The organism is Novosphingobium barchaimii LL02 (genome assembly GCF_001046635.1).
Lineage (GTDB): Bacteria > Pseudomonadota > Alphaproteobacteria > Sphingomonadales > Sphingomonadaceae > Novosphingobium > Novosphingobium barchaimii.
In genome coordinates this window covers 7,501-25,136 of sequence record NZ_KQ130454.1, presented here as the reverse complement: position 1 = coordinate 25,136, position 17,636 = coordinate 7,501, and the positions used below count along the sequence as shown (strand labels likewise).

Annotated in this window: 21 protein-coding genes (1 of these 21 running past the window's edge); 12 read left to right on the top strand and 9 right to left on the bottom strand. The window is 65.5% G+C overall.

What is annotated here, in order from left to right:
- Together V474_RS10670 and V474_RS10665 are read right to left on the bottom strand one after the other, a co-directional pair.
- The gene (locus tag V474_RS10670; protein ID WP_059151532.1) at window positions 1–540 is read right to left on the bottom strand and encodes a YcgN family cysteine cluster protein; all 540 of its coding nucleotides are present in this window, start codon (window positions 538–540) and stop codon (window positions 1–3) included.
- Window positions 537–1,139, bottom strand: coding sequence for an SCO family protein (locus V474_RS10665; RefSeq protein ID WP_236711179.1), 603 nt, complete (start codon window positions 1,137–1,139; stop codon window positions 537–539). Before V474_RS10665 ends, V474_RS10670 begins: the two co-directional genes overlap by 4 nt.
- A gap of 92 nt (window positions 1,140–1,231) precedes the next feature.
- Between V474_RS10665 and V474_RS10660 the strand changes: the two genes are divergently transcribed.
- The 5 genes from V474_RS10660 (at window position 1,232) to ssb (ending at window position 5,455) form a co-directional block, all read left to right on the top strand.
- The gene (locus V474_RS10660; protein WP_082699741.1) at window positions 1,232–1,873 is read left to right on the top strand and encodes an ankyrin repeat domain-containing protein; all 642 of its coding nucleotides are present in this window, start codon (window positions 1,232–1,234) and stop codon (window positions 1,871–1,873) included.
- A 10-nt stretch (window positions 1,874–1,883) separates the two neighbouring features.
- Entirely contained in the window at window positions 1,884–2,540 is a 657-nt protein-coding gene (locus tag V474_RS10655) for a COQ9 family protein (protein WP_059151530.1), read from the top strand.
- Between the two features lie 163 nt (window positions 2,541–2,703).
- The gene (locus tag V474_RS10650; protein ID WP_059151529.1) at window positions 2,704–2,958 is read left to right on the top strand and encodes a FeoA family protein; all 255 of its coding nucleotides are present in this window, start codon (window positions 2,704–2,706) and stop codon (window positions 2,956–2,958) included.
- Window positions 2,955–4,799 (top strand): ferrous iron transporter B, encoded by a 1,845-nt coding sequence (gene feoB / locus V474_RS10645; RefSeq protein WP_059151528.1) that lies wholly within the window; start codon window positions 2,955–2,957, stop codon window positions 4,797–4,799. The genes V474_RS10650 and feoB overlap by 4 nt, the downstream gene beginning before the upstream one ends.
- 80 nt (window positions 4,800–4,879) lie before the next feature.
- Window positions 4,880–5,455, top strand: a complete 576-nt coding sequence (gene ssb, locus V474_RS10640) for a single-stranded DNA-binding protein (RefSeq protein ID WP_059151527.1) — start codon at window positions 4,880–4,882, stop codon at window positions 5,453–5,455.
- A gap of 22 nt (window positions 5,456–5,477) precedes the next feature.
- Here the strand turns inward: ssb and V474_RS10635 are convergent, their stop codons facing one another.
- The 3 genes from V474_RS10635 to V474_RS10625 all read right to left on the bottom strand — a co-directional run bounded on the left by V474_RS10635 (window position 5,478) and on the right by V474_RS10625 (window position 7,671).
- Entirely contained in the window at window positions 5,478–6,482 is a 1,005-nt protein-coding gene (locus V474_RS10635) for an endonuclease/exonuclease/phosphatase family protein (RefSeq protein ID WP_059151526.1), read from the bottom strand.
- Window positions 6,483–6,604: 122 nt separating this feature from the next.
- Window positions 6,605–7,147: a YceD family protein gene (locus V474_RS10630; protein ID WP_059151525.1), complete on the bottom strand. Its 543-nt coding sequence runs from the start codon at window positions 7,145–7,147 to the stop codon at window positions 6,605–6,607.
- Window positions 7,144–7,671 carry a ubiquinol-cytochrome C chaperone family protein gene (locus V474_RS10625; protein ID WP_059151524.1) on the bottom strand — a complete coding sequence of 176 codons (528 nt, stop codon included), beginning with the start codon at window positions 7,669–7,671 and terminating at the stop codon, window positions 7,144–7,146. The genes V474_RS10630 and V474_RS10625 overlap by 4 nt, the downstream gene beginning before the upstream one ends.
- Before the next feature lie 174 nt (window positions 7,672–7,845).
- On the opposite strand from V474_RS10625, the gene V474_RS10620 reads away from it, so the two are divergent.
- The 7 genes from V474_RS10620 (at window position 7,846) to V474_RS10590 (ending at window position 12,420) form a co-directional block, all read left to right on the top strand.
- The gene (locus V474_RS10620) at window positions 7,846–8,352 is read left to right on the top strand and encodes an outer membrane protein assembly factor BamE (protein ID WP_059151523.1); all 507 of its coding nucleotides are present in this window, start codon (window positions 7,846–7,848) and stop codon (window positions 8,350–8,352) included.
- 58 nt (window positions 8,353–8,410) lie between these two features.
- Entirely contained in the window at window positions 8,411–8,983 is a 573-nt protein-coding gene (gene hslV / locus V474_RS10615; protein ID WP_059151522.1) for an ATP-dependent protease subunit HslV, read from the top strand.
- A gap of 11 nt (window positions 8,984–8,994) precedes the next feature.
- Window positions 8,995–10,293 carry an ATP-dependent protease ATPase subunit HslU gene (hslU, locus tag V474_RS10610; protein ID WP_059151521.1) on the top strand — a complete coding sequence of 433 codons (1,299 nt, stop codon included), beginning with the start codon at window positions 8,995–8,997 and terminating at the stop codon, window positions 10,291–10,293.
- 109 nt (window positions 10,294–10,402) lie between these two features.
- Window positions 10,403–10,801, top strand: a complete 399-nt coding sequence (locus V474_RS10605; RefSeq protein WP_059151520.1) for a GFA family protein — start codon at window positions 10,403–10,405, stop codon at window positions 10,799–10,801.
- The gene (locus V474_RS10600) at window positions 10,798–11,484 is read left to right on the top strand and encodes a phytanoyl-CoA dioxygenase family protein (protein WP_059151519.1); all 687 of its coding nucleotides are present in this window, start codon (window positions 10,798–10,800) and stop codon (window positions 11,482–11,484) included. The genes V474_RS10605 and V474_RS10600 overlap by 4 nt, the downstream gene beginning before the upstream one ends.
- 24 nt (window positions 11,485–11,508) lie before the next feature.
- Window positions 11,509–11,709: a DUF1737 domain-containing protein gene (locus tag V474_RS10595; RefSeq protein WP_007683556.1), complete on the top strand. Its 201-nt coding sequence runs from the start codon at window positions 11,509–11,511 to the stop codon at window positions 11,707–11,709.
- A 426-nt stretch (window positions 11,710–12,135) separates the two neighbouring features.
- Complete coding sequence (locus V474_RS10590; RefSeq protein ID WP_236711177.1) at window positions 12,136–12,420, top strand: hypothetical protein; 285 nt, start codon at window positions 12,136–12,138, stop codon at window positions 12,418–12,420.
- A gap of 4 nt (window positions 12,421–12,424) precedes the next feature.
- On the opposite strand, the gene V474_RS10585 is transcribed toward V474_RS10590, so the two are convergent.
- The 4 genes from V474_RS10585 to V474_RS10570 all read right to left on the bottom strand — a co-directional run.
- The gene (locus V474_RS10585; RefSeq protein WP_059151517.1) at window positions 12,425–14,245 is read right to left on the bottom strand and encodes an ABCB family ABC transporter ATP-binding protein/permease; all 1,821 of its coding nucleotides are present in this window, start codon (window positions 14,243–14,245) and stop codon (window positions 12,425–12,427) included.
- 82 nt (window positions 14,246–14,327) lie between these two features.
- Window positions 14,328–15,239: an aspartyl protease family protein gene (locus V474_RS10580; RefSeq protein WP_059151516.1), complete on the bottom strand. Its 912-nt coding sequence runs from the start codon at window positions 15,237–15,239 to the stop codon at window positions 14,328–14,330.
- A gap of 116 nt (window positions 15,240–15,355) precedes the next feature.
- Window positions 15,356–16,498, bottom strand: a complete 1,143-nt coding sequence (locus tag V474_RS10575) for a glycosyltransferase family protein (RefSeq protein ID WP_059151515.1) — start codon at window positions 16,496–16,498, stop codon at window positions 15,356–15,358.
- A protein-coding gene (locus tag V474_RS10570; protein ID WP_059152089.1) for an oligosaccharide flippase family protein crosses the window boundary here: on the bottom strand, window positions 16,498–17,636 show its 3' portion. The gene runs 346 nt beyond the window's last position; 1,139 of the gene's 1,485 nt are visible here — the last part of the coding sequence; its start codon lies off the right edge, out of view; it ends in the stop codon at window positions 16,498–16,500. Before V474_RS10570 ends, V474_RS10575 begins: the two co-directional genes overlap by 1 nt.

Sequence of the window (17,636 nt, the reverse complement as noted above, 5' to 3'; positions counted from 1 at the left end):
CTAGTCCTTCCGCCCCGGATGCAGGACCGCCCAGGGGGCGTCGCCCTCGCTCCCGTCGTCGCCGTCTTCTTCGTCGTCGAAGTCGCCGTCATCGCCGTAGGGCCAGACGATATGGTTCTCCAGCGGACCGGCCACGGTTTCGGAGATGACCTTGCCGGCCACCGACATGCCCGCCCGGTGCACCGCATCGCGGTCCCCGCTCACAAGGTAGTGCCATTCCGGCAGCGGATCGCCATCGGCGCGCAGGCGGTAAGCACAGCTGGGCGGGAGCCAGGCGAGCGAGCCTGCCGTCTCCGGCGTCAGCTTCATGCAGTCGGGCACGAACTTGCGGCGATTGGCATAGTCACTGCACTGCGCGGTCTTGAGGTTAAGCAGCTTGCAGGCGACGTTGGTGTGGTAGATCTCGCCGGTGTCCTCGTCCTCGACCTTGTGCAGGCAGCACTGGCCGCAGCCGTCGCACAGCGCTTCCCACTCGTCGCGGCTGAGCTGGTCGAGAGGGCGCTCCCAGAAGGGCTTGCCGGAGGTTTTAGGCGCGCTCACTTAACCCACTTGGCGAGTTCGGCCGAGACTTCCTCGGGGCCTTTATCGATCGGCAGCATGGCGATGGGCTTGCCGTCCGGGTCCATCAGGAAGGCGATGCGGCTGTGGTCCATCAGGTAGCCGCCGGGCGTTTCCTCGCCCTTCTTGTAATAGGAGGCGAAGGCCTTGGCCGCCTTGTCGATCTGGTCCGGGCTGCCGGTCAGGCCCAGCAGGCGCGGACCGAAGGCGGCGGTCCATTCACCGACCACCTTCGGCGTATCGCGCGCGGGGTCGATGGTGATGAAGATCGGCTGGACCTTGGCGGCCTGCGCGGCGTGGGCTTTTTCGAACAGCGAGAAGCCGCGCATCATTGCCTGCACGTCGAGCGGGCAGGCGTCGGGGCAGAAGGTATAGCCGAAGTAGACGATCCGCCAGCGGCCCTTGAACTGGTCCCAGGTCACCGTCTTGCCGTCCTTGTCGATCAGCGTGAAAGGCCCGCCGATGGCGGCGCCCTCCAGCGGCGGCGCCTCTGCCGAAGATTGCTGCTGGCAGGCGGCAAGCGGCACGGCAAGGGCAAGCCCAAGTGCAAGGAAAGCGAAGCGGCGCAAAAGGTAGGTCATGGCGCGCCGGTTCATGACCTGCTAAACGCCGCCATGCAAGGCGCGGGTGGCGGGGCCGTGTCTGAAAATCCTGTGCTTGGAGGAAATTCAAGGTGTTGAAGATTTCGATCCGCGGTGTGTTAGGCCTCTCACGCGAGATCCTGAAGATTGCCATTCCGGTTTTCGCGGCCAGCCTGCTGATCGCCAGCCCCGCGCGGGCCGATTTCTCGGAAGGCTACAAATTCCTCGAAGCGGTGAAGAAGAAGGAAGGTGACAAGGTTGAGGAGGCGCTGATGAAGTCCTCCCAGATCGTCAATGCCAAGGACATCACCTCCGGCGAGACCGCGCTGCACATCGTCACCGCCCGCCGCGACCTGACCTGGCTCAACTATCTCATCGCCAAGGGCGCCAACGTGAACGGCGCCGATGATCGCGGCCGCACCGCGCTGGAACTCGCGGTGAACCTGGGCTGGCGCGAAGGGGCGACGGTGCTGCTCGAACAGAAGGCATCGCCCGATCCCTCGAACGACGCGGGCGAGACGCCGCTGATCTTCGCTGTCCACCGCAAGGATGCGAACATGATGAAGGCGTTGCTCGATGCCGGTGCCAATCCCGATCGCTCCGACAATTCCGGCCGCAGCGCGCGCGATTATGCCAAGCTCGAAGGGGGCGGGCAGAACCTGCTCACTACGATCGACACGTATGCGAAGAAGAACGTCAAGTCGGCCAAGCCCGTCTATGGCCCGACGTTCTGAGGCCGTGACAATGACGCAAGACGCCGCAACCCTCGACGAACTGCGCCGCCGGCTGGCGCCCGCCATTGCCGATGCCGCTGTATTTGATGGCTGGACCGCGCAGGCGGTGGCCCAGGCCGCCGCCGCGACCGGGACCGATCCCGAACTGGCCGCTTTCGCCTTCAGGGATGGTGCCATGGCGATGATCACGGCATGGATCGATCATGTGGACTGGACCATGGTCGGCGCGGTGACGCCTGCCGCTCTGTCCAACCAGCCGATCCGCGAGCGCATCCGCCGGCTGGTATGGACTCGGCTCGAAGCCGTTGCCGGACGCGAGGAAGCGCTGATTCGCGCGCTCACCATCATGGCGATGCCGCAGAACCTTGCCGCCTCGACTCGGCTGGGGTGGCGCAGTGCGGATTCGATGTGGCGGCTGGCCGGCGACAAGGCCACCGATTACAATCATTATACCAAGCGTGCGATACTGGGTAGCATCTACGCCGCCACGCTTCACGTCTTCGCCCGCGACAAGAGTGAAGACAAGGCAGAGACCGCCGCCTTCCTCGATCGCCGCATCCAGGGCATCATGCGCTTCGAAAAAGCCAAGTCACAGCTTCTGCGTAAGCCGGACGAGCGTTTCAGCATGACCCGCCTGCTTGGCCGGATGCGCTACCCCGCGCGGTGATGCGGGCCGCACGTTTGGCCTTCGCCGTGCCGGGCGAAGTGTGAACCCGGCGGCGAACGCGCCCCCGCAAGCCATGTTGCCCGCAACTTGCGATGCGCCAAACTCACGTTTCAGCTATTGCGATCCAGTTGCAAATGATGGCGTTATCTGGCAGCGCGTCGCCATGACCTTAGACCTGCTTCCCATCGGCCAGGGCGCGCGCATTGTCGCGGTCGACTGGTCCGCTCTCGTTCAGGAAGAAGCCCGGCGTCTGCGCGCGCTCGGGCTTGAGGAGGGGGCCCGTATTTCCATCGCGCACCGGGGCATCCTGGGCGGCCGCGATCCCATCGCCATCACCGTGGGCCGCATGACCGTGGCCGTGCGCCGCGCCCATGCCGCCGCCATGGAAGTCGAAGTCCTGGAAAGCACTGGTAAATGAGTCGTCAACGCAAAGTCGCACTGGTCGGCAACCCCAATGCCGGCAAAAGCGCGTTGTTCAATGCCCTGACCGGGGCCCGCCAGAAGATCGCCAATTATCCGGGTGTCACCGTAGAGCGCAAGTCGGGCCGCTTCGTGCTGCCCACCGGCGAACCGGTGGAGATGACCGACCTTCCCGGCGCCTACGGCCTCGACCCCACCAGCCCGGACGAGGAAGTGACCTCCAAGGTCATTCGCGGCGCTTTCGAGGGCGAGGCGGTGCCTGACGTGCTGGTGATTGTGCTCGACGCTTCGAATCTCGAACAGCACCTGGTCTTTGCGCAGGAAGTGCTGGCGCTGGGCAAACCCAGCGTCATCGCGCTCAACATGGTCGACCTGGCCGAACGGGACGGGCTTGTACTCGACGCCGCTGTGCTGGCCGAGGAACTGGGCGTGCCCGTGATCTCGACCGTGGCGGTGCGCCGGCGCGGTCTGGCTGAACTGGGGGAGGCGATCGCCAATGCCGGGCAGCGTCACGCCGGCCCAGGCCTGACCGACATCGGCCCGACAGAGCGCCGCGTCGCCGCCCACGCCATGGCGGGCGCGGCGATCCTGTCCGAATCGCGGCAGTACCGTCTGCATGCCAGCCTTGATCGCCTGCTGCTCAACCCGTGGCTGGGCCCGCTGATCCTGCTGGGCATCCTGTTCGTGGTGTTCCAGGCGGTGTTCGCCTGGGCGACGCCTTTCGCCGATGCGCTGGAGGCCAGTGTCGGCTGGCTGCACGACACCGTGAAGGCAACTTTGCCGGAAAGCCTGCTGCGCGACCTCCTGACCGACGGCGTGATCTCCGGCGTCGGTTCGGTGATCGTGTTCCTACCGCAGATCGTCATCCTCTTCGCCTTCATCCTGGCGATGGAAGCCTCTGGCTACATGGCCCGCGCAGCCTTCCTGATGGACCGGATGATGGCGGGCGTGGGGCTTTCGGGGCGCAGTTTCATTCCGCTGCTGTCCAGCTTCGCCTGCGCCATTCCCGGCATCATGGCAACTCGTTCGATCACCGATCCCAAGGACCGGCTGACGACGATCCTGATTGCGCCGATGATGACCTGCTCCGCGCGCCTGCCGGTCTACGCGGTGATCATCGCCGCGTTCATTCCCAATACCAACGTCGGCGCCGGGGTGGGCTTGCAGGGCCTGGTGCTTCTGGTGCTGTACCTTGCGGGTGTGCTGGGGGCGATGGCGGTGGCGCTGCTGATGCGCAGTTCGATGACCAAGGGTGCGGCCTCCGGCTTCATCATGGAAATGCCCAAGTACCAGATGCCCCGTCTCAAGGACATGGCGATCGGCCTGTGGCAGCGTGCCTGGATTTTTCTGCGCCGCGCCGGCACGATCATCTTCATGGTCACCGTGGTGCTGTGGCTGATGCTCAACTTCCCGAAGGCCGGGCCGGGCGAAAGCCAGGTCGATGCCTCCATCGCGGGCAAGATCGCCAGCGGCCTGGCCGTGGTGGTGGAGCCGATCGGCTTCAATCGCGACATGGCCCTGGCGCTGATCCCGGCGATGGCCGCGCGCGAAGTCGCGGTTTCCTCGCTGGCGACGACTTATGCGGTCGACGCCGGTGACAACGAGGACGAGCAGGCGGCGGAGCTGGGAGACCAGCTCAAGGCCCGCTGGACCCTGCCGATGGCGCTGGCGTTCCTGGCGTGGTTCGTCTTCGCCCCGCAGTGCATGTCGACGATCGCGGTGACCCGGCGCGAGACCAATGGCTGGAAGTGGCCGACGTTCATGCTCGTCTACCTCTTCGTGCTGGCCTATATATCGGCAGGCGTGACCTATTGGATCGCGGTGGCGGCAGGGCTGTAGACAACCGGCCGGGCCGACTCGCTCCCGCCGCCGCGTTTCGCTACCCCGTTCGCCAAATTCAGTTACGAAAGCGATTCCCCATGGCAGGCAGCGTCAACAAGGTCATCATCGTGGGCAACCTGGGGGCCGACCCCGAGGTGAAGTCGTTCCAGAACGGCGGGCGTATCGCCAACCTGCGCATCGCCACATCGGAAACCTGGAAGGACAAGGCCACCGGAGAGCGCAAGGAGCGTACCGAGTGGCACTCGGTCGTGCTCCAGTCCGACGGTCTCGTCGGCGTGGCCGAGCGCTTCCTCAAGAAGGGCTCCAAGGTCTACATCGAAGGCCAACTGCGTACCCGCAAGTGGCAGGACCAGAACGGTAACGACCGCTACACCACCGAAGTCTCGGTAGGCGGCATCGGCGGCGTGCTGACCATGCTCGACGGCGCCCAGGGCGGCGGCGGCGGCGGTGGCGGCCAGCGCGGCGGCGGCGGCGGCGGCTGGAACGAGGGTGGTTCTTCGGGCGGCGGACGTTCGTCAGGCGGCGACGACTGGGGCCGTAGCGGCGGCTCGTCGGGCGGCGGTTCCTCCGGCGGAAGCGAGTGGGGCAAGACCGGCGGTTCGTCCTCGGGCGGCGGCTTCGGCGACGATCTCGACGACGATATTCCGTTCTGATCCAGCCCTTGCAGGTCGCCCGCTACGAGAACGTGTAGCGGGCGACGTAGCCCATGTGGTCTGACAGCGTATCGGCACCGTTTCGCGAGCCGAAGGGCACTTCCAGGTCACGCAGCCGCATCGCGCCCCCGGCGCCCGAGCGGTAATATAGCTTGTCCTTGCCGCGATCGCGGATCGCCGCCAGGTCTGCCTGAAGGTCGGGCGAGCAGGCGGCGCAGTCGACGCTTTCCGTCGCCTCGCGCCCTCCGGCGACGAGACCGCGCACTGCCGCGATCCGCGCTTCATCCTTGCCGATGTTGAAATCACCGCCAAAAATCAGATCTGTCCCGGCGTCGACGTTGGCGCGGATGAAGGCGCGTGCGGCGTTGGCCTGACGCGCGAAAGCGGTGTTGGCCCGCTTGATCGCAGCGCCGGAAGCCTTGCGCGAATTAAGATGCGTATCGGCGATGGCGACGGGGCGGACGCGCCCCGGCACCGCGATCCACGCCAGCAGCACACCCTTGGACGCAAGACAATCGAAGCCCGCGCACATTCCCTCGGGAAAGGCCATGCGCCGCGTTTTGACGATGGGATGATCGGACAGGATCACCAGCCCGCTGTCGATCCATCGGCCCACCGCCTCGCCGCGCAGCCAGGACGCTTCGTGGGCGAAATCGTCGGCCTTGTCGCGGTTTCCGGCCACGGGATCGTCAGTGCCCGAGCCGATGGCGACATGGGCATAGCCTGCACGCCGGGCGATTTCCTTCGCTTCGGGGATGAAAGCTTCCTGCAGCACGATCACGTCGGGTTGCCGGCCCGAGCGGCGCAGCTTGCGCAGCCGCTCGGCGATCTGCGAAAGCGCCTCAGCGCGGCCGTGCGCCAGCGGGAAGGGCAGGCCCTTGACGTTGAAGGTCATCACCGAAAGCACCCCGTCGTCCCGCACAGCGACAACAGGCCATTCGGGCGCTGCCGCCGGAGACGGGCGCGACATGTTCAGGACGATGAGGGCCGCGGCCCCCGTAATGGACATCTTCGTCAGGTGCTTCACGCGAGTCGATCCCCCCGGACTTCGCAGCATGGTCGCTACGCCTGCGTCTAGGGGGCTCGTGTGAAAGTGCTATTGCGGCGGCATGAAGGTCTTGTGGCGGTTTGCGAAAACCGCCGGAGCCGTCAGTCCTTGTCGAGCTTCAGGGCTTTGAGGGCGGCGAACGGCCCCTGGTCTTCCGCCTTGCCCATGACGGTATTGCGCGCGGTATCGGCATCGGGGCCGGTGAGGAACGGGTCGATCGCCAGCCCCAGGCTCTGCGTCACCGCCTCGCCGATATCGAAGTGAGTGCCGGAATATTCGATCTCGTCGTAGTCCTCGGCGCTCAGTTCCACTTCCTCGTCGGGCGCGTAGATGGTGGTTTCCGGCACGAAGCGAAAGTACAGCGGCTCGTCGACCGAGACGTCCATATCCTCGGCCGAGACGGCGCAGGACTGCACGAAGTCCGCCTGCAAGCGCCCGCGCGCCTCGACCACGCGGTCCTGCCGGTGAAGTTCGAGGTCGGCTACCAGCCGGTCGATCCGCACCAGTGAAAAGCGCTTGGCGATCGCCGCGCGCTCGGCCTCGCCCGCTTCGAGGTGCGGGGCCTTGCCTTCGGCCTGGCGCACGTCGAGCGAGAGGGAGAATTCGGGCCGCGGCCCGGCGGCGGGAATGGGTGCGTCGCTCATCGTTCGATCCTGGCGTTCATGATATCTTCGTCCGAAAGCGCATCCAGCTGGGCGTGGAGGGTTCGTACTTGCGCGGCAAGGTGCGCCCTGTCCGCGTTCTCGGTGAGGGTGACGTTGCGCTCCAGTACGGCGATCAGCGCCGTATCGTCCAACGGCAAGGCTTCGCGAAGTGCGCCGATGCGCCCGCCCAGCACGCTCATCAGCTTGCCCATGCGCTTGCCCACGCCCAGATCGCCCACGCCCGACTGGCGCAGCTGGCCGTCCATGTCCTCGACGAACAGCTCGGTCAGCCGCACGGAAGGTTCGATCAGCCCATCGTCCGCTGCCTTGTCGCGCTCCATGCGCAGCATGAGGAGGGCCAGCACCAGCGTCACCGCATCGAAGCGGCCCGGCACCGTGTCGGCTATGCCGCCTGCCGCATACCAGGGTTTTTCGCGGGCGATCTCTACCACGCGGTGCCACAGCGGGCGCACCGCGCCGCGGGTATCGGAACGCTTGCCGAGCAGGCGGGATATCAGGGACACGGGCGGGGTAGGCCTTTCGTTCGGGGCATATTCGTTCAGCGGCAATTCAAGCGGTCGGCCCCAACGCCCATTGCGCGGGCGCATCAGGAGCCTTAAGGCCAACTGGCGATATATGGGTCTGGTGGCTGCTGGCAATGGCCGGCGCCGTTCTGCCTTACGTTTTGGAGTGTTGAAATGCGCAAGGTGAGCCTCAAGGCTAATGGGGCGAAGCTCGCCGTGGCAGGCATGGCTGCGGCGCTTGTCGTGCTGACGGGCGGCTGCACGTCGGTTAGCGACCATCGCGGCTACCTGATCGACCAGGCGCTGATCGATTCGGTCCAGCCCGGCATCGATAACCGCATGTCGGTGGAAAAGACCCTCGGCCGTCCGACCTTTGAAAGCCAGTTCGGGCAGAAGGACTGGTACTACGTCTCGCAGACCGTGAAGACCCCGCCCTTCCGCCGCGCTCGCACGGCGGAGCAGACGGTGATGCGCGTGCGCTTCGATCCCTCCGGCAACGTCGCCGGTGTCGACAAGCGCGGCATCGAGCAGGTCGCGAGCATCAGCCCCGACGGCCACACCACGCCGACGCTGGGCCGTCACCGCAGCCTGCTGGAAGATCTGTTCGGCAACATCGGCGCGGTTGGCGCGGGTGGTGGTTCGGGCGCAGCGCCGCAGGGTCCGGGTCCTAACGGCAGCTGATCCGGGTGATCTGGTGGTTGCGACTTGAACCTTGCAGCCACCGTCATATATCCCCGGCATGAACAGCAACGGGGCTAGCCACGGCCTGATCGAGTGGCACGGTACGACCATCATCGGTGTGCGAAAGGGCGGCAAGACCGTCATCGCCGGTGACGGTCAGGTTTCCATGGGCAACACCGTCATGAAGCCGAATGCGCGCAAGGTGCGCCGCATCGGTGAAGGCGGGAAAGTGATTGCGGGTTTCGCCGGTGCCACCGCTGACGCCTTCACCCTTTTCGAGCGCCTTGAACGCAAGCTGGAGCAATATCGCGGCCAGCTGATGCGCTCGGCCGTCGAACTCGCCAAGGACTGGCGCACCGATAAGTATCTGCGCAATCTCGAGGCGTTGATGATCGTCGCTGATGCCGAAACGCTGCTGGTGCTGACGGGCAACGGCGATGTGCTTGAGCCGGAAGGCGGCACTCACAGCCAGATCACCGCGATCGGATCGGGCGGCAACTATGCGCTGGCCGCCGCCCGCGCAATCGACGCTTACGAGGAAGATGCCGAGACGATCGCGCGCAAGGCCATGCAGGTCGCCGCCGACATCTGCGTCTTCACCAACGACCGCGTGACGGTCGAGACCGTCTGAGGGGGACCACCATGAACGACAATCTCACTCCCAAGGCGATCGTTGCTGCGCTGGATGCGCATATCATCGGCCAGACCGACGCCAAGAAGGCCGTCGCCGTCGCGCTGCGCAACCGCTGGCGCCGCCAGCATCTCGATGCGGACCTGCGCGACGAGGTGACCCCCAAGAACATCCTGATGATCGGCCCGACCGGCTGCGGCAAGACCGAGATCAGCCGCCGCCTGGCGAAGCTGGCCGACGCGCCTTTCGTGAAGGTGGAAGCGACCAAGTTCACCGAAGTCGGCTATGTCGGCCGCGACGTCGAGCAGATCGCCCGCGACCTTGTCGAAGAAGCGATCCGGCTGGAAAAGGAACGCCGCCGCGAATCGGTGCGCGAGGCAGCCAGCAAGGCAGCAATGGACCGCCTGCTCAACGCGCTGGTCGGCGATGGCGCTTCGGAGGCCACTCGCGCCGCCTTCCACCAGCGGATCACCGAAAACGCTATGAACGACACCGAAGTGGAACTTGAGGTTGAGGACAGTCCATCCTCGCCGATGGAGATCCCCGGCATGGGCGGTTCGGTCGGCATGATCAACTTGTCGGACATCATGGGCAAGATGGGCGGCAGCCGCATGAAGCGCCGCAAGATGAAGGTGCCCGACGCCTGGGACAAGCTGGTCGACGAAGAGTCTGAAAAGCGCATGGACCAGGATGACGTCGCCCGCGTGGCGCTGTCGAACGCGGAGGCCAACGGCATCGTCTTTCTCGACGAAATCGACAAGATCGCCGTGTCCGACGTGCGCGGCGGCTCGGTCAGCCGCGAAGGCGTACAGCGCGACCTGCTGCCGCTGATCGAGGGCACTACGGTCGCCACCAAGTACGGCCCGATGAAGACCGACCACGTCCTGTTCATCGCCAGCGGCGCGTTCCATGTCGCCAAGCCCAGCGACATGCTGCCCGAACTTCAGGGGCGCCTGCCGATCCGTGTCGAACTGCAGGCGCTGACCGAGGAGGACTTCGTGCGGATCCTGTCGGAAACCCGCGCCAACCTCATCGCGCAGTACAAGGCGCTCCTCGCCACCGAGGAACTGACCATAGAAGTGACTGCGGACGCAATCCGCGAAGTCGCCCGCATCGCCGCGCAGGTCAACGAAAGCGTCGAGAACATCGGTGCCCGCCGCTTGCAGACAGTGATGGAAAAGCTGCTGGAGGAACTCAGCTTCGAGGCCGAGGACCGCAAGGGCGAGACGGTGACGATCGACGAAGCCTATGTGCGCGCCAAGCTGGAAGGCCTGGCCAGCAACGCGGACCTGTCGAAGTACATCCTGTAACCGGCATTTTCCGGTCACGGGCGAAGAAGGCGCGAGCATCATGCCCGCGCCTTTTTGTTCATTGAATGTTCTTATGAATAGACTAGCCTTCAGGGGAAGGAGAATCGCGATGAACCTAGAAGGTGGATGCCAGTGCGGCGCGGTGCGCTACAGCGTTGAGGGCGTGCCCGAGCACGTCGCGCTGTGCCATTGCAGCGATTGCCGCAAGTCGACCGGGGCGCCGACGGTGGCGTGGGGGGCGTTCAAGACTGCGGAATTCGCACTGACCAAGGGAGCGGCGGCGGTCTACAATTCGAGCGGGGCGTCAATGCGTCATTTTTGCGCGACATGCGGAACCGGGCTCTATTTCGTCAACGAGGAGTACCTGCCGGGCCTCGTCGACATCCAGGTCGCGACGCTCGACGATCCTGACGCCCTGCCGCCTCAGGCGCAGATCCAGGTGGCCGAACGGCTCGGCTGGATGAATGACCTCGCGGCCCTGCCTGAGTTCGAGCGTTATCCGGGGTGAGTGAAAGCACTGTCCTCGCCCGGCTGGAACTGGACCGGGACGGCGCCTGCCTGCATCCGGGCCTGGCTTGTGCGCAGCTTTCCGATTTCGAGGCTGTCCTTGCAAAATGGCCCGACGGGTGTGCCGGGGTGCGTATCGCGGGCGATCCCGGCCTTGCGCGGTTGCTGGGGCCGGCGGGGCCGATCGGTGGCACCGCTTGTCTTGTCCTCGGTTCAGATGCCCGGCCTGTCAGGGCAGTCCTTTTCGACAAGCACGACCGCGCGGATTGGGCGCTGGGCTGGCATCAGGACCGCACCATCGCGGTACGCGCCGTTGCCGAAGCGGACGGCTTTGGCCCTTGGTCGGTCAAGCAGGGGATCACCCATGTCGAGCCGCCTTTTGCCCTGATTGAAGCGATGCTGACCGTACGTATCCATCTCGATCCGGTGGACGCGAATAATGCGCCTTTGCTCATCGCGGCAGGATCACACCGACTTGGCCGGGTTCCTGCTGCAGAAGTGGACGGTGTGGCGGCCGGGTTGGCGGTTCATGCCTGCCTTGCGGAGACGGGGGATGTGTGGGTCTATCGCACTCCGGTGCTGCATGCCTCGAACGCCGCACGGCCCGGCAGGAGGCGGCGGGTGTTGCAGGTGGATTACGCGCGGGGGGACTTGCCAGCGGGGCTGGAGTGGCTAGGCATCTGACATCGGATTGAGGAACACTCTGCCATGTACCAGACGCCTGAAGATCGCCCTGTATACCGCCTTCTCACCGGTGCGGACGACCGCGCCTTTTGCGAGCGGGTGTCCGAGGCGCTGGCGCAGGGGTGGCGTCTTTACGGTTCGCCTACACTTGCCTGGGACACGGCGGAAAATTGCATGAAGGCTGCGCAGGCCGTGGTCTGGCATGAAGCCGACGTGGTCAAGTGATGGCCTGATCCGGCTGGCGTGTTGGTTCTGTGTGTAAATCCTGAGGAGCGCGGGCATCCCGTGCGGCCTCGGCGATTATTGCCGGTGGCGCTTGCCTGTCCCTCACAGACGTGAAATGCTGCGGCACGGCAAGGGGAATGGCAGCGAGCGGGGTAGCGGCGAGTATCAGCGAGCCTAGCCCCACCAGAAACGGCTTCATCGGTCTGGAACCTTTGGCAACGATGGTGTCATCAAGCCTAACCGTCGAGCGGGGCGCCGGTTCCCCACCCCGACGCCGGTAACGACGCGTGGCGGCTTCGCCGCGATTGCCGCACGGCCCGCGGGGTTTCAGCTTGCTCGATTGGGGGTGGTTGGGCAGCCTGCCGATACTACGCACATCAAGCTTGGGAGAACACCATGTTCCGCAGGATGATGGCCGTATTGGTCATGACTGCTCCCACGGCGCCGCTTGCGGCGCAGGATATCGCTCCGATCATTTCCCCCGGACAGGCGGCGGAGGGCATCTTTAACCGTTCGCGCATGGAGGAACAGGCTCGGCGGCAGCGTGAGGGAAAGGCCGCTCAGGTTGCCAGACCCGCCGCGCTGACGCGTCAGGATATCGCCCGCCAAAAGCGGTTCTGCGATAACCGCCCGGCGCTGCGCGAGAAATATGGGTCGGACGATGCCAGAATTCTGAAGCTGGATTCGCTGTGCGCGGCGGCCGGGTATTGACGGCTTACTCCGCCGCCTCGGTCATCGCTTCGGCTTCTGCTGCCTGGCGCATCCACATTTCGGCGTAAAGACCCTCACGGCGCAGCAACTGTGTGTGAGTGCCGCTTTCCGCGAGGCGTCCTTCGTTCAGCACGAGAATGCGGTTGGCATCGGCGATTGTCGAAAGACGGTGCGCTATCGAAAGCGAGGTGCGGTGCTCGGCCACGCGGTGCAGCGTCGCCAGGATGTCCTGCTCGGTGCGGGTGTCGAGTGCGCTGGTGGCTTCGTCCAGGATCAGGATCGGCGGGTTCTTGACCAGGGTGCGGGCGATGGCCACGCGCTGCTTCTCACCGCCCGAAAGCTTCAGGCCGCGCTCGCCCACTTCGGTGGCGAGGCCCTTGGGCAGCCGTTCGATCAGGCCGGTCAGCGCCGCGCCGCGCGCGGCGGCGTCGATCTCCTCCGCGCCGGCACCGTCACGGCCATAGCCGATGTTGTAGCCGATGGTGTCGTTGAACAGCACCGAATCCTGCGGCACGATGCCGATCGCGGCGCGCAGGGAAGCCTGCGTTACTTGCGCGATGTCCTGCCCGTCGATCAGGATGCGGCCCGATTGCGGGTCGTAGAATCGGAACAGCAGCCGGGCGAGGGTGGACTTGCCCGCGCCCGAAGGGCCGACGACCGCGAAAGCCTCTCCGGCCGGCACTTCGAAGGACAGGCCATGCAGGATCGTGCGGTCGGGGTCATAGCCGAACACGACGTTGTCGAAGACGATGGAGGGCTGGCGGATCACCAGTGCCGGGGCACCGGGGGCGTCGGGCACCTCGACAGCGGTGTCGAGCAGGCGGAACATCTCTGCCATGTCGATCAGGCCTTGGCGGATGGTGCGATAGACCATGCCCAGCATGTCGAGCGGGCGGAACAGCTGTGTCAGATAGGTCTGCACGAAGACCAGCTGGCCTGCCGTGTATTGCCCCTTGTACCAGCCCCACACCGTCCAGCCGAGCGCGCCGGCCATCAGCAGGTTGATGACCACGCCCTGCACGATGTTGAGCAGTCCCAGTGAGTTCTCGCTCTTTACCGCAGCCACGGCGTAGGCGCGGGTTGCCTGCGCATAGCGGTCTGCCTCGCGCGCTTCGGCGGAGAAGTATTTCACCGTCTCGTAGTTCAGCAGCGAATCGACGGCGCGCGACAGGGCCTGTCCGTCGAGGCGGTTCATCTGTTCGCGCAGCTTGGAGCGCCACTCGGTGATCGTGCGTGTCACCCAGATATAGACGGCGATGGCGACGGCGGTGGCGATCACCAGCCCGGGGCCGAAGTTGATGTAGAAGATCACCCCCACCACCAGCAGTTGCAGGATGGTCGGGGCGATGTTGAAGAGCATGAAGTAGAGCATCGTGTCGATGCTCTTGGTGCCGCGCTCGATGGTCTTGGTGACCTCGCCGGTGCGGCGCGCGAGGTGGAAGCGCAGGGACAGGCGGTGCAACTGGCCGAAGACATTCTCCGCCAGCGCGCGGGTGGCGTCCTGGCCAACCCGCTCGAACACGATGTTGCGCAAGTTGTCGAACAGGGTCTGCAGCAGCCGCCCCGCAGCATAGCCCAACACCACCAGCATCGCGAGTTGCAGAAGTTTCGGCCCGGTCGTGCCCATCAGGTCGACCGCCCACTTCATCAGGTAAGGCAGCACAAGCTGCGTGCCCGTGGACAGCAGGATAAATACGCAGGCCCAAACGATCCGCCACCGCAGCCCCCGGTCGTTGTCGGGCCAGAGGTAGGGCATGAAGCGCAGGAGCGTGCGCCAGCCGTCATGGCGGGCGGCGGAATCGGGAACGGCGGTATCTGGAGGCATCTGGGCTATGTAGGGAAGGCGTGAGCTGAAACAATCGGGAAACGGTGAGGACCGTCAAGCTGCCTCATAACACCACCGCCGATCATTGCGGCTCGACCAGATCGAACAGCACCTTGCGCGTCGAAAAATCGATGGCGATGCGTTTGAAGGCGCGCAATTCCCGCATTCCGAGGAAAATCGCCGGGCGCTTGTCCAGCTTGAGTTCGTAAAAGGCGGGCGCATCGGCATAGGCGATCAGGACATTGGCCACACCGATGTGGCCCAGTTCCAGCTTCCCGGCGACGGCAAGGTCGACCGGCAGTTCCTGCCCGGTGACACTGGCCACTGTGCCGGTCATCTTATCGTGAGCGCGCGATTTCCTGGCAAGCGCGCGTTGCAGTGCGCGGTTGCCTACGGTGCCGCTGGCGCCGGTGTCGATCACCACGGCGGTTCGCACGCCGTCGATCACCGCATCGGTCAGGATCAGGCGGCCCGAGCGCTGCCTGGCCTGGACGACGATCTCAAAATCGCGTTTCCCGCCCAGATCCTTGGGATCGCCGATGCGGATGGTGTTGCGGGCGAAGTCCAGCAACACGCGCTGGTGCTGCAGGCTGTCCGTGCCCAGAATGCCGTCGGCGCCCATGTGCCGTCGTTCCAGCAACGGCACGGTGAGATCATAGAACGAGCGGGGGCCGATATCGATCGAATCGATCTGCGCGGTGGCGACATCATGCACTCCGGCAATGCCGACGACGCGCACCTGTGGTCCCATCGAGAGCCCCAGCGTAACGGCCAGCGCGGTCGAGACGACGGTGCGCTGCGATCCGGTATCGATCAGGAAGCGATAGGGACCAAGGCCGTGGACCTCGACATCGATGGTCATGCGGGCGTGCAGATCCATTTCCGCCTGCAGGGTATCGGCGGGCGTTTCGGAGCCTGTGATCGGACCGGGCGTAGCACCCAGGATGACGGGGTTGGCGATCAGCATCGCCAGCGCCAGGCTTATTCCCGACATTGCATCCTCCCGGCAAGGTGCGGCCTCGCCTTTTTTTTATCGCTGGAGGAAATCTATCATGAAATTACGCAGCGCACTATAAATTGTGTAACGATCATGCGCCGCTCGGCCCTCAGCTATTCGCGCAGCATTCCAGCTTTCTCGAAGGCCGCGCGCAATGTTTCGTCAGGGGCGAAGCGGGCCGGGTCATGATCGACCGCGTCCCAGCGGTTCTCCTTCCAGCCTTGCGAGATGCCGCGCATGTGGGCGTAAGCGAATTCGCAAGATATCCGCCTGTTGGCCCGCGCGCCGAACAGGTTGTGGACGGACCAGCAGTGCTTCACGCGGTTGGCCTTGCGCGGCACCGCGCACCACTTGGGCGGGCATTCGTCGGTTTCCTCCGCGTCGCGCAGCCAGAAATCGCCGTGCAGGCCCTGTCCGCGCGGCACCGCATGGGGCGTAGTGGCGCTTACCCATCGCCCCTCGAACTTGATGAAGCCGCGCCGGCTCTGCTCGGTCGCCGCGAAGATCGATGTGCCCCGTGGGGATAGCACCAGTTCGTCGATATCGACGTTGAGCACGCTGCGCGCCTCGCGCAGAAAGCGGAACCGCGCGTGCTGAAGCGAGCCGGTCTGGCAGTAATCGGAATCCCACGGCGTTTCCGCGCCGTCCACCGCCCCGGCCATGCCCCCTTGCGGGCCATAGGCAAACGGCCAGTCCACCACTTCGGTGACGAGGGCGGGGAAGGTTTCGCGCAAGGAAGCGCGCAGGTCGTCGGAGGCATAGTCGGTCGAGCCGTTGTCATAGAGCAACACCGCGTCGGCGCCGTGCACGGCGACGTAGAAGCGCACCCAGTCGAGTATCCAGGCAATGTCGTTGTTGCGCGAAAGCGTGTGCAGCACCCGTCGCCCGGCGAAGCGCGCGCTCAGGTTGGGCTGGACGGCGATCTCGTAATGGCCGAGCGGTCCGTCGAGGGCGATCCGGTCGGCATCCTCGCGCACCCAGTATTCGCTGCTGCGGTTGCGCTCGATCAGGCGCGCGCGGGGAAACAGGCCGCGCAGGCGCTGCGCCAGGTAGCCGCTCTGCTCCGCCGGTGCGCGCAGGTTCAGCAGGGGAGGGCCCTGAAACACCACGTGACGGCCAACGCGGTACACGTCGTAGAACAGGGTGTCCCAGTCGAACTGCCCAGCGTAGGCGGAGTTGCGCAGTTCCGGCGGGCGAGGGGGCACGCGCCGGACCGGGCTGTCGGAAGCGATACGGCAGGTGGAAAGCGGGGTCATCAGGTCTTTCCGGCAAGGTGCGGGCGAAGCCGCGCCGCCAGCGGGCGCAGTGGCGGCAGGGCGCAGGCCATACCAAGGATCTCGTCGAGCGCGGGGTGGCGCAGCACTGCCAGTGCGACAAACCAGCACACGCCGCCGAGCGCCACCGCGACAAGCAGCGCAGCGAAGCCGATGCTCGCCGGTCCCGCCCAGAAGACATAGACCAGTGCGAGCGGCAGGATGGCGGCCACGGTCGCCATCGCGCTGCGCACATAGATGGCGAACAGGCCGCGCACGTCGAACCGGACGAGGTGATGCATGAACCCGGCGTAGATCGCCAGCCAACCCACCGCATAGACGAGCCGCGATGCCGCCGCTCCCTCGACGCCGCCCAGCCATGCACCGCCCGCCAGCAGGATCAGCGAAAGCACGGTGTCGGCGACGTTGTAGGCGAGCAGGCGGTTCATCTTGCCAAGCAGGATCGGCATGTCGCTGACCAGCGGAAGCGCGACGAGCAGGATCTCGGTCAGCGAGATCATCGTCAGAAGCGGGGCGACGCCCATCCAGTTCTCGCCGTAGAGCAAGCGCACGATCGGCTCGGCGGCCAGCGCCAGGCCTGCCATGCCGGGCCAGACTACGGCCGAGTACCCTGCGCAGACGCGCAGATAAGGCGGGCCGAGGTCCTCACCCCGGTCGCGGATACGGGCGAAGGCCGGAAAAAAGACGCTGCCGATCGCGCCCGAGATCAGCGTGCGGAACTGGTCCGAAAGGCTGGCCGCACGGCTGTAAAGGCCCACGGAAGTAAGCGTCACCAGCTTGCCGAGAATAAGGTCGGGGGTGCGCGTGCCCAGCGCGCCGGTAAGATATAGCACGCTGGAACGTGTGCCAAAGCCGATCACCTTGCTCAGCCCGTCGAGGCGCGGAGGCCAGGGCAGGGCGGGGCGCAGTGCTTGCGCGATCAGCCCCCGCGCCAGCCCCGCCCCGACCGTCGCCCAGGCAAGGGCGTAGGACGAATAGCCGAGCGCGCCCAGCGTCACCGCCACGCTGGCCTGCACCGCGGCGCCGCCTACGTTGATCGCAAAATGCCGGTCGAAACGCATCTCGCGGGCGAGCAGCGCCATCGGCACTACAGCCAGCGGCAGGAACAGATAGCTGGAGG

What these genes read in the sequence shown, in the direction of transcription:
- V474_RS10665 (WP_236711179.1), bottom strand. Translation starts at nt 1,139, where the DNA reads ATGACCTACCTTTTGCGCCGCTTCGCTTTCCTTGCACTTGGGCTTGCC.
- V474_RS10655 (WP_059151530.1), top strand. Translation starts at nt 1,884, where the DNA reads ATGACGCAAGACGCCGCAACCCTCGACGAACTGCGCCGCCGGCTGGCG.
- V474_RS10650 (WP_059151529.1), top strand. Translation starts at nt 2,704, where the DNA reads ATGACCTTAGACCTGCTTCCCATCGGCCAGGGCGCGCGCATTGTCGCG.
- feoB (WP_059151528.1), top strand. Translation starts at nt 2,955, where the DNA reads ATGAGTCGTCAACGCAAAGTCGCACTGGTCGGCAACCCCAATGCCGGC.
- ssb (WP_059151527.1), top strand. Translation starts at nt 4,880, where the DNA reads ATGGCAGGCAGCGTCAACAAGGTCATCATCGTGGGCAACCTGGGGGCC.
- V474_RS10630 (WP_059151525.1), bottom strand. Translation starts at nt 7,147, where the DNA reads ATGAGCGACGCACCCATTCCCGCCGCCGGGCCGCGGCCCGAATTCTCC.
- V474_RS10620 (WP_059151523.1), top strand. Translation starts at nt 7,846, where the DNA reads ATGCGCAAGGTGAGCCTCAAGGCTAATGGGGCGAAGCTCGCCGTGGCA.
- hslV (WP_059151522.1), top strand. Translation starts at nt 8,411, where the DNA reads ATGAACAGCAACGGGGCTAGCCACGGCCTGATCGAGTGGCACGGTACG.
- hslU (WP_059151521.1), top strand. Translation starts at nt 8,995, where the DNA reads ATGAACGACAATCTCACTCCCAAGGCGATCGTTGCTGCGCTGGATGCG.
- V474_RS10605 (WP_059151520.1), top strand. Translation starts at nt 10,403, where the DNA reads ATGAACCTAGAAGGTGGATGCCAGTGCGGCGCGGTGCGCTACAGCGTT.
- V474_RS10595 (WP_007683556.1), top strand. Translation starts at nt 11,509, where the DNA reads ATGTACCAGACGCCTGAAGATCGCCCTGTATACCGCCTTCTCACCGGT.
- V474_RS10590 (WP_236711177.1), top strand. Translation starts at nt 12,136, where the DNA reads ATGACTGCTCCCACGGCGCCGCTTGCGGCGCAGGATATCGCTCCGATC.
- V474_RS10585 (WP_059151517.1), bottom strand. Translation starts at nt 14,245, where the DNA reads ATGCCTCCAGATACCGCCGTTCCCGATTCCGCCGCCCGCCATGACGGC.
- V474_RS10580 (WP_059151516.1), bottom strand. Translation starts at nt 15,239, where the DNA reads ATGTCGGGAATAAGCCTGGCGCTGGCGATGCTGATCGCCAACCCCGTC.
- V474_RS10575 (WP_059151515.1), bottom strand. Translation starts at nt 16,498, where the DNA reads ATGACCCCGCTTTCCACCTGCCGTATCGCTTCCGACAGCCCGGTCCGG.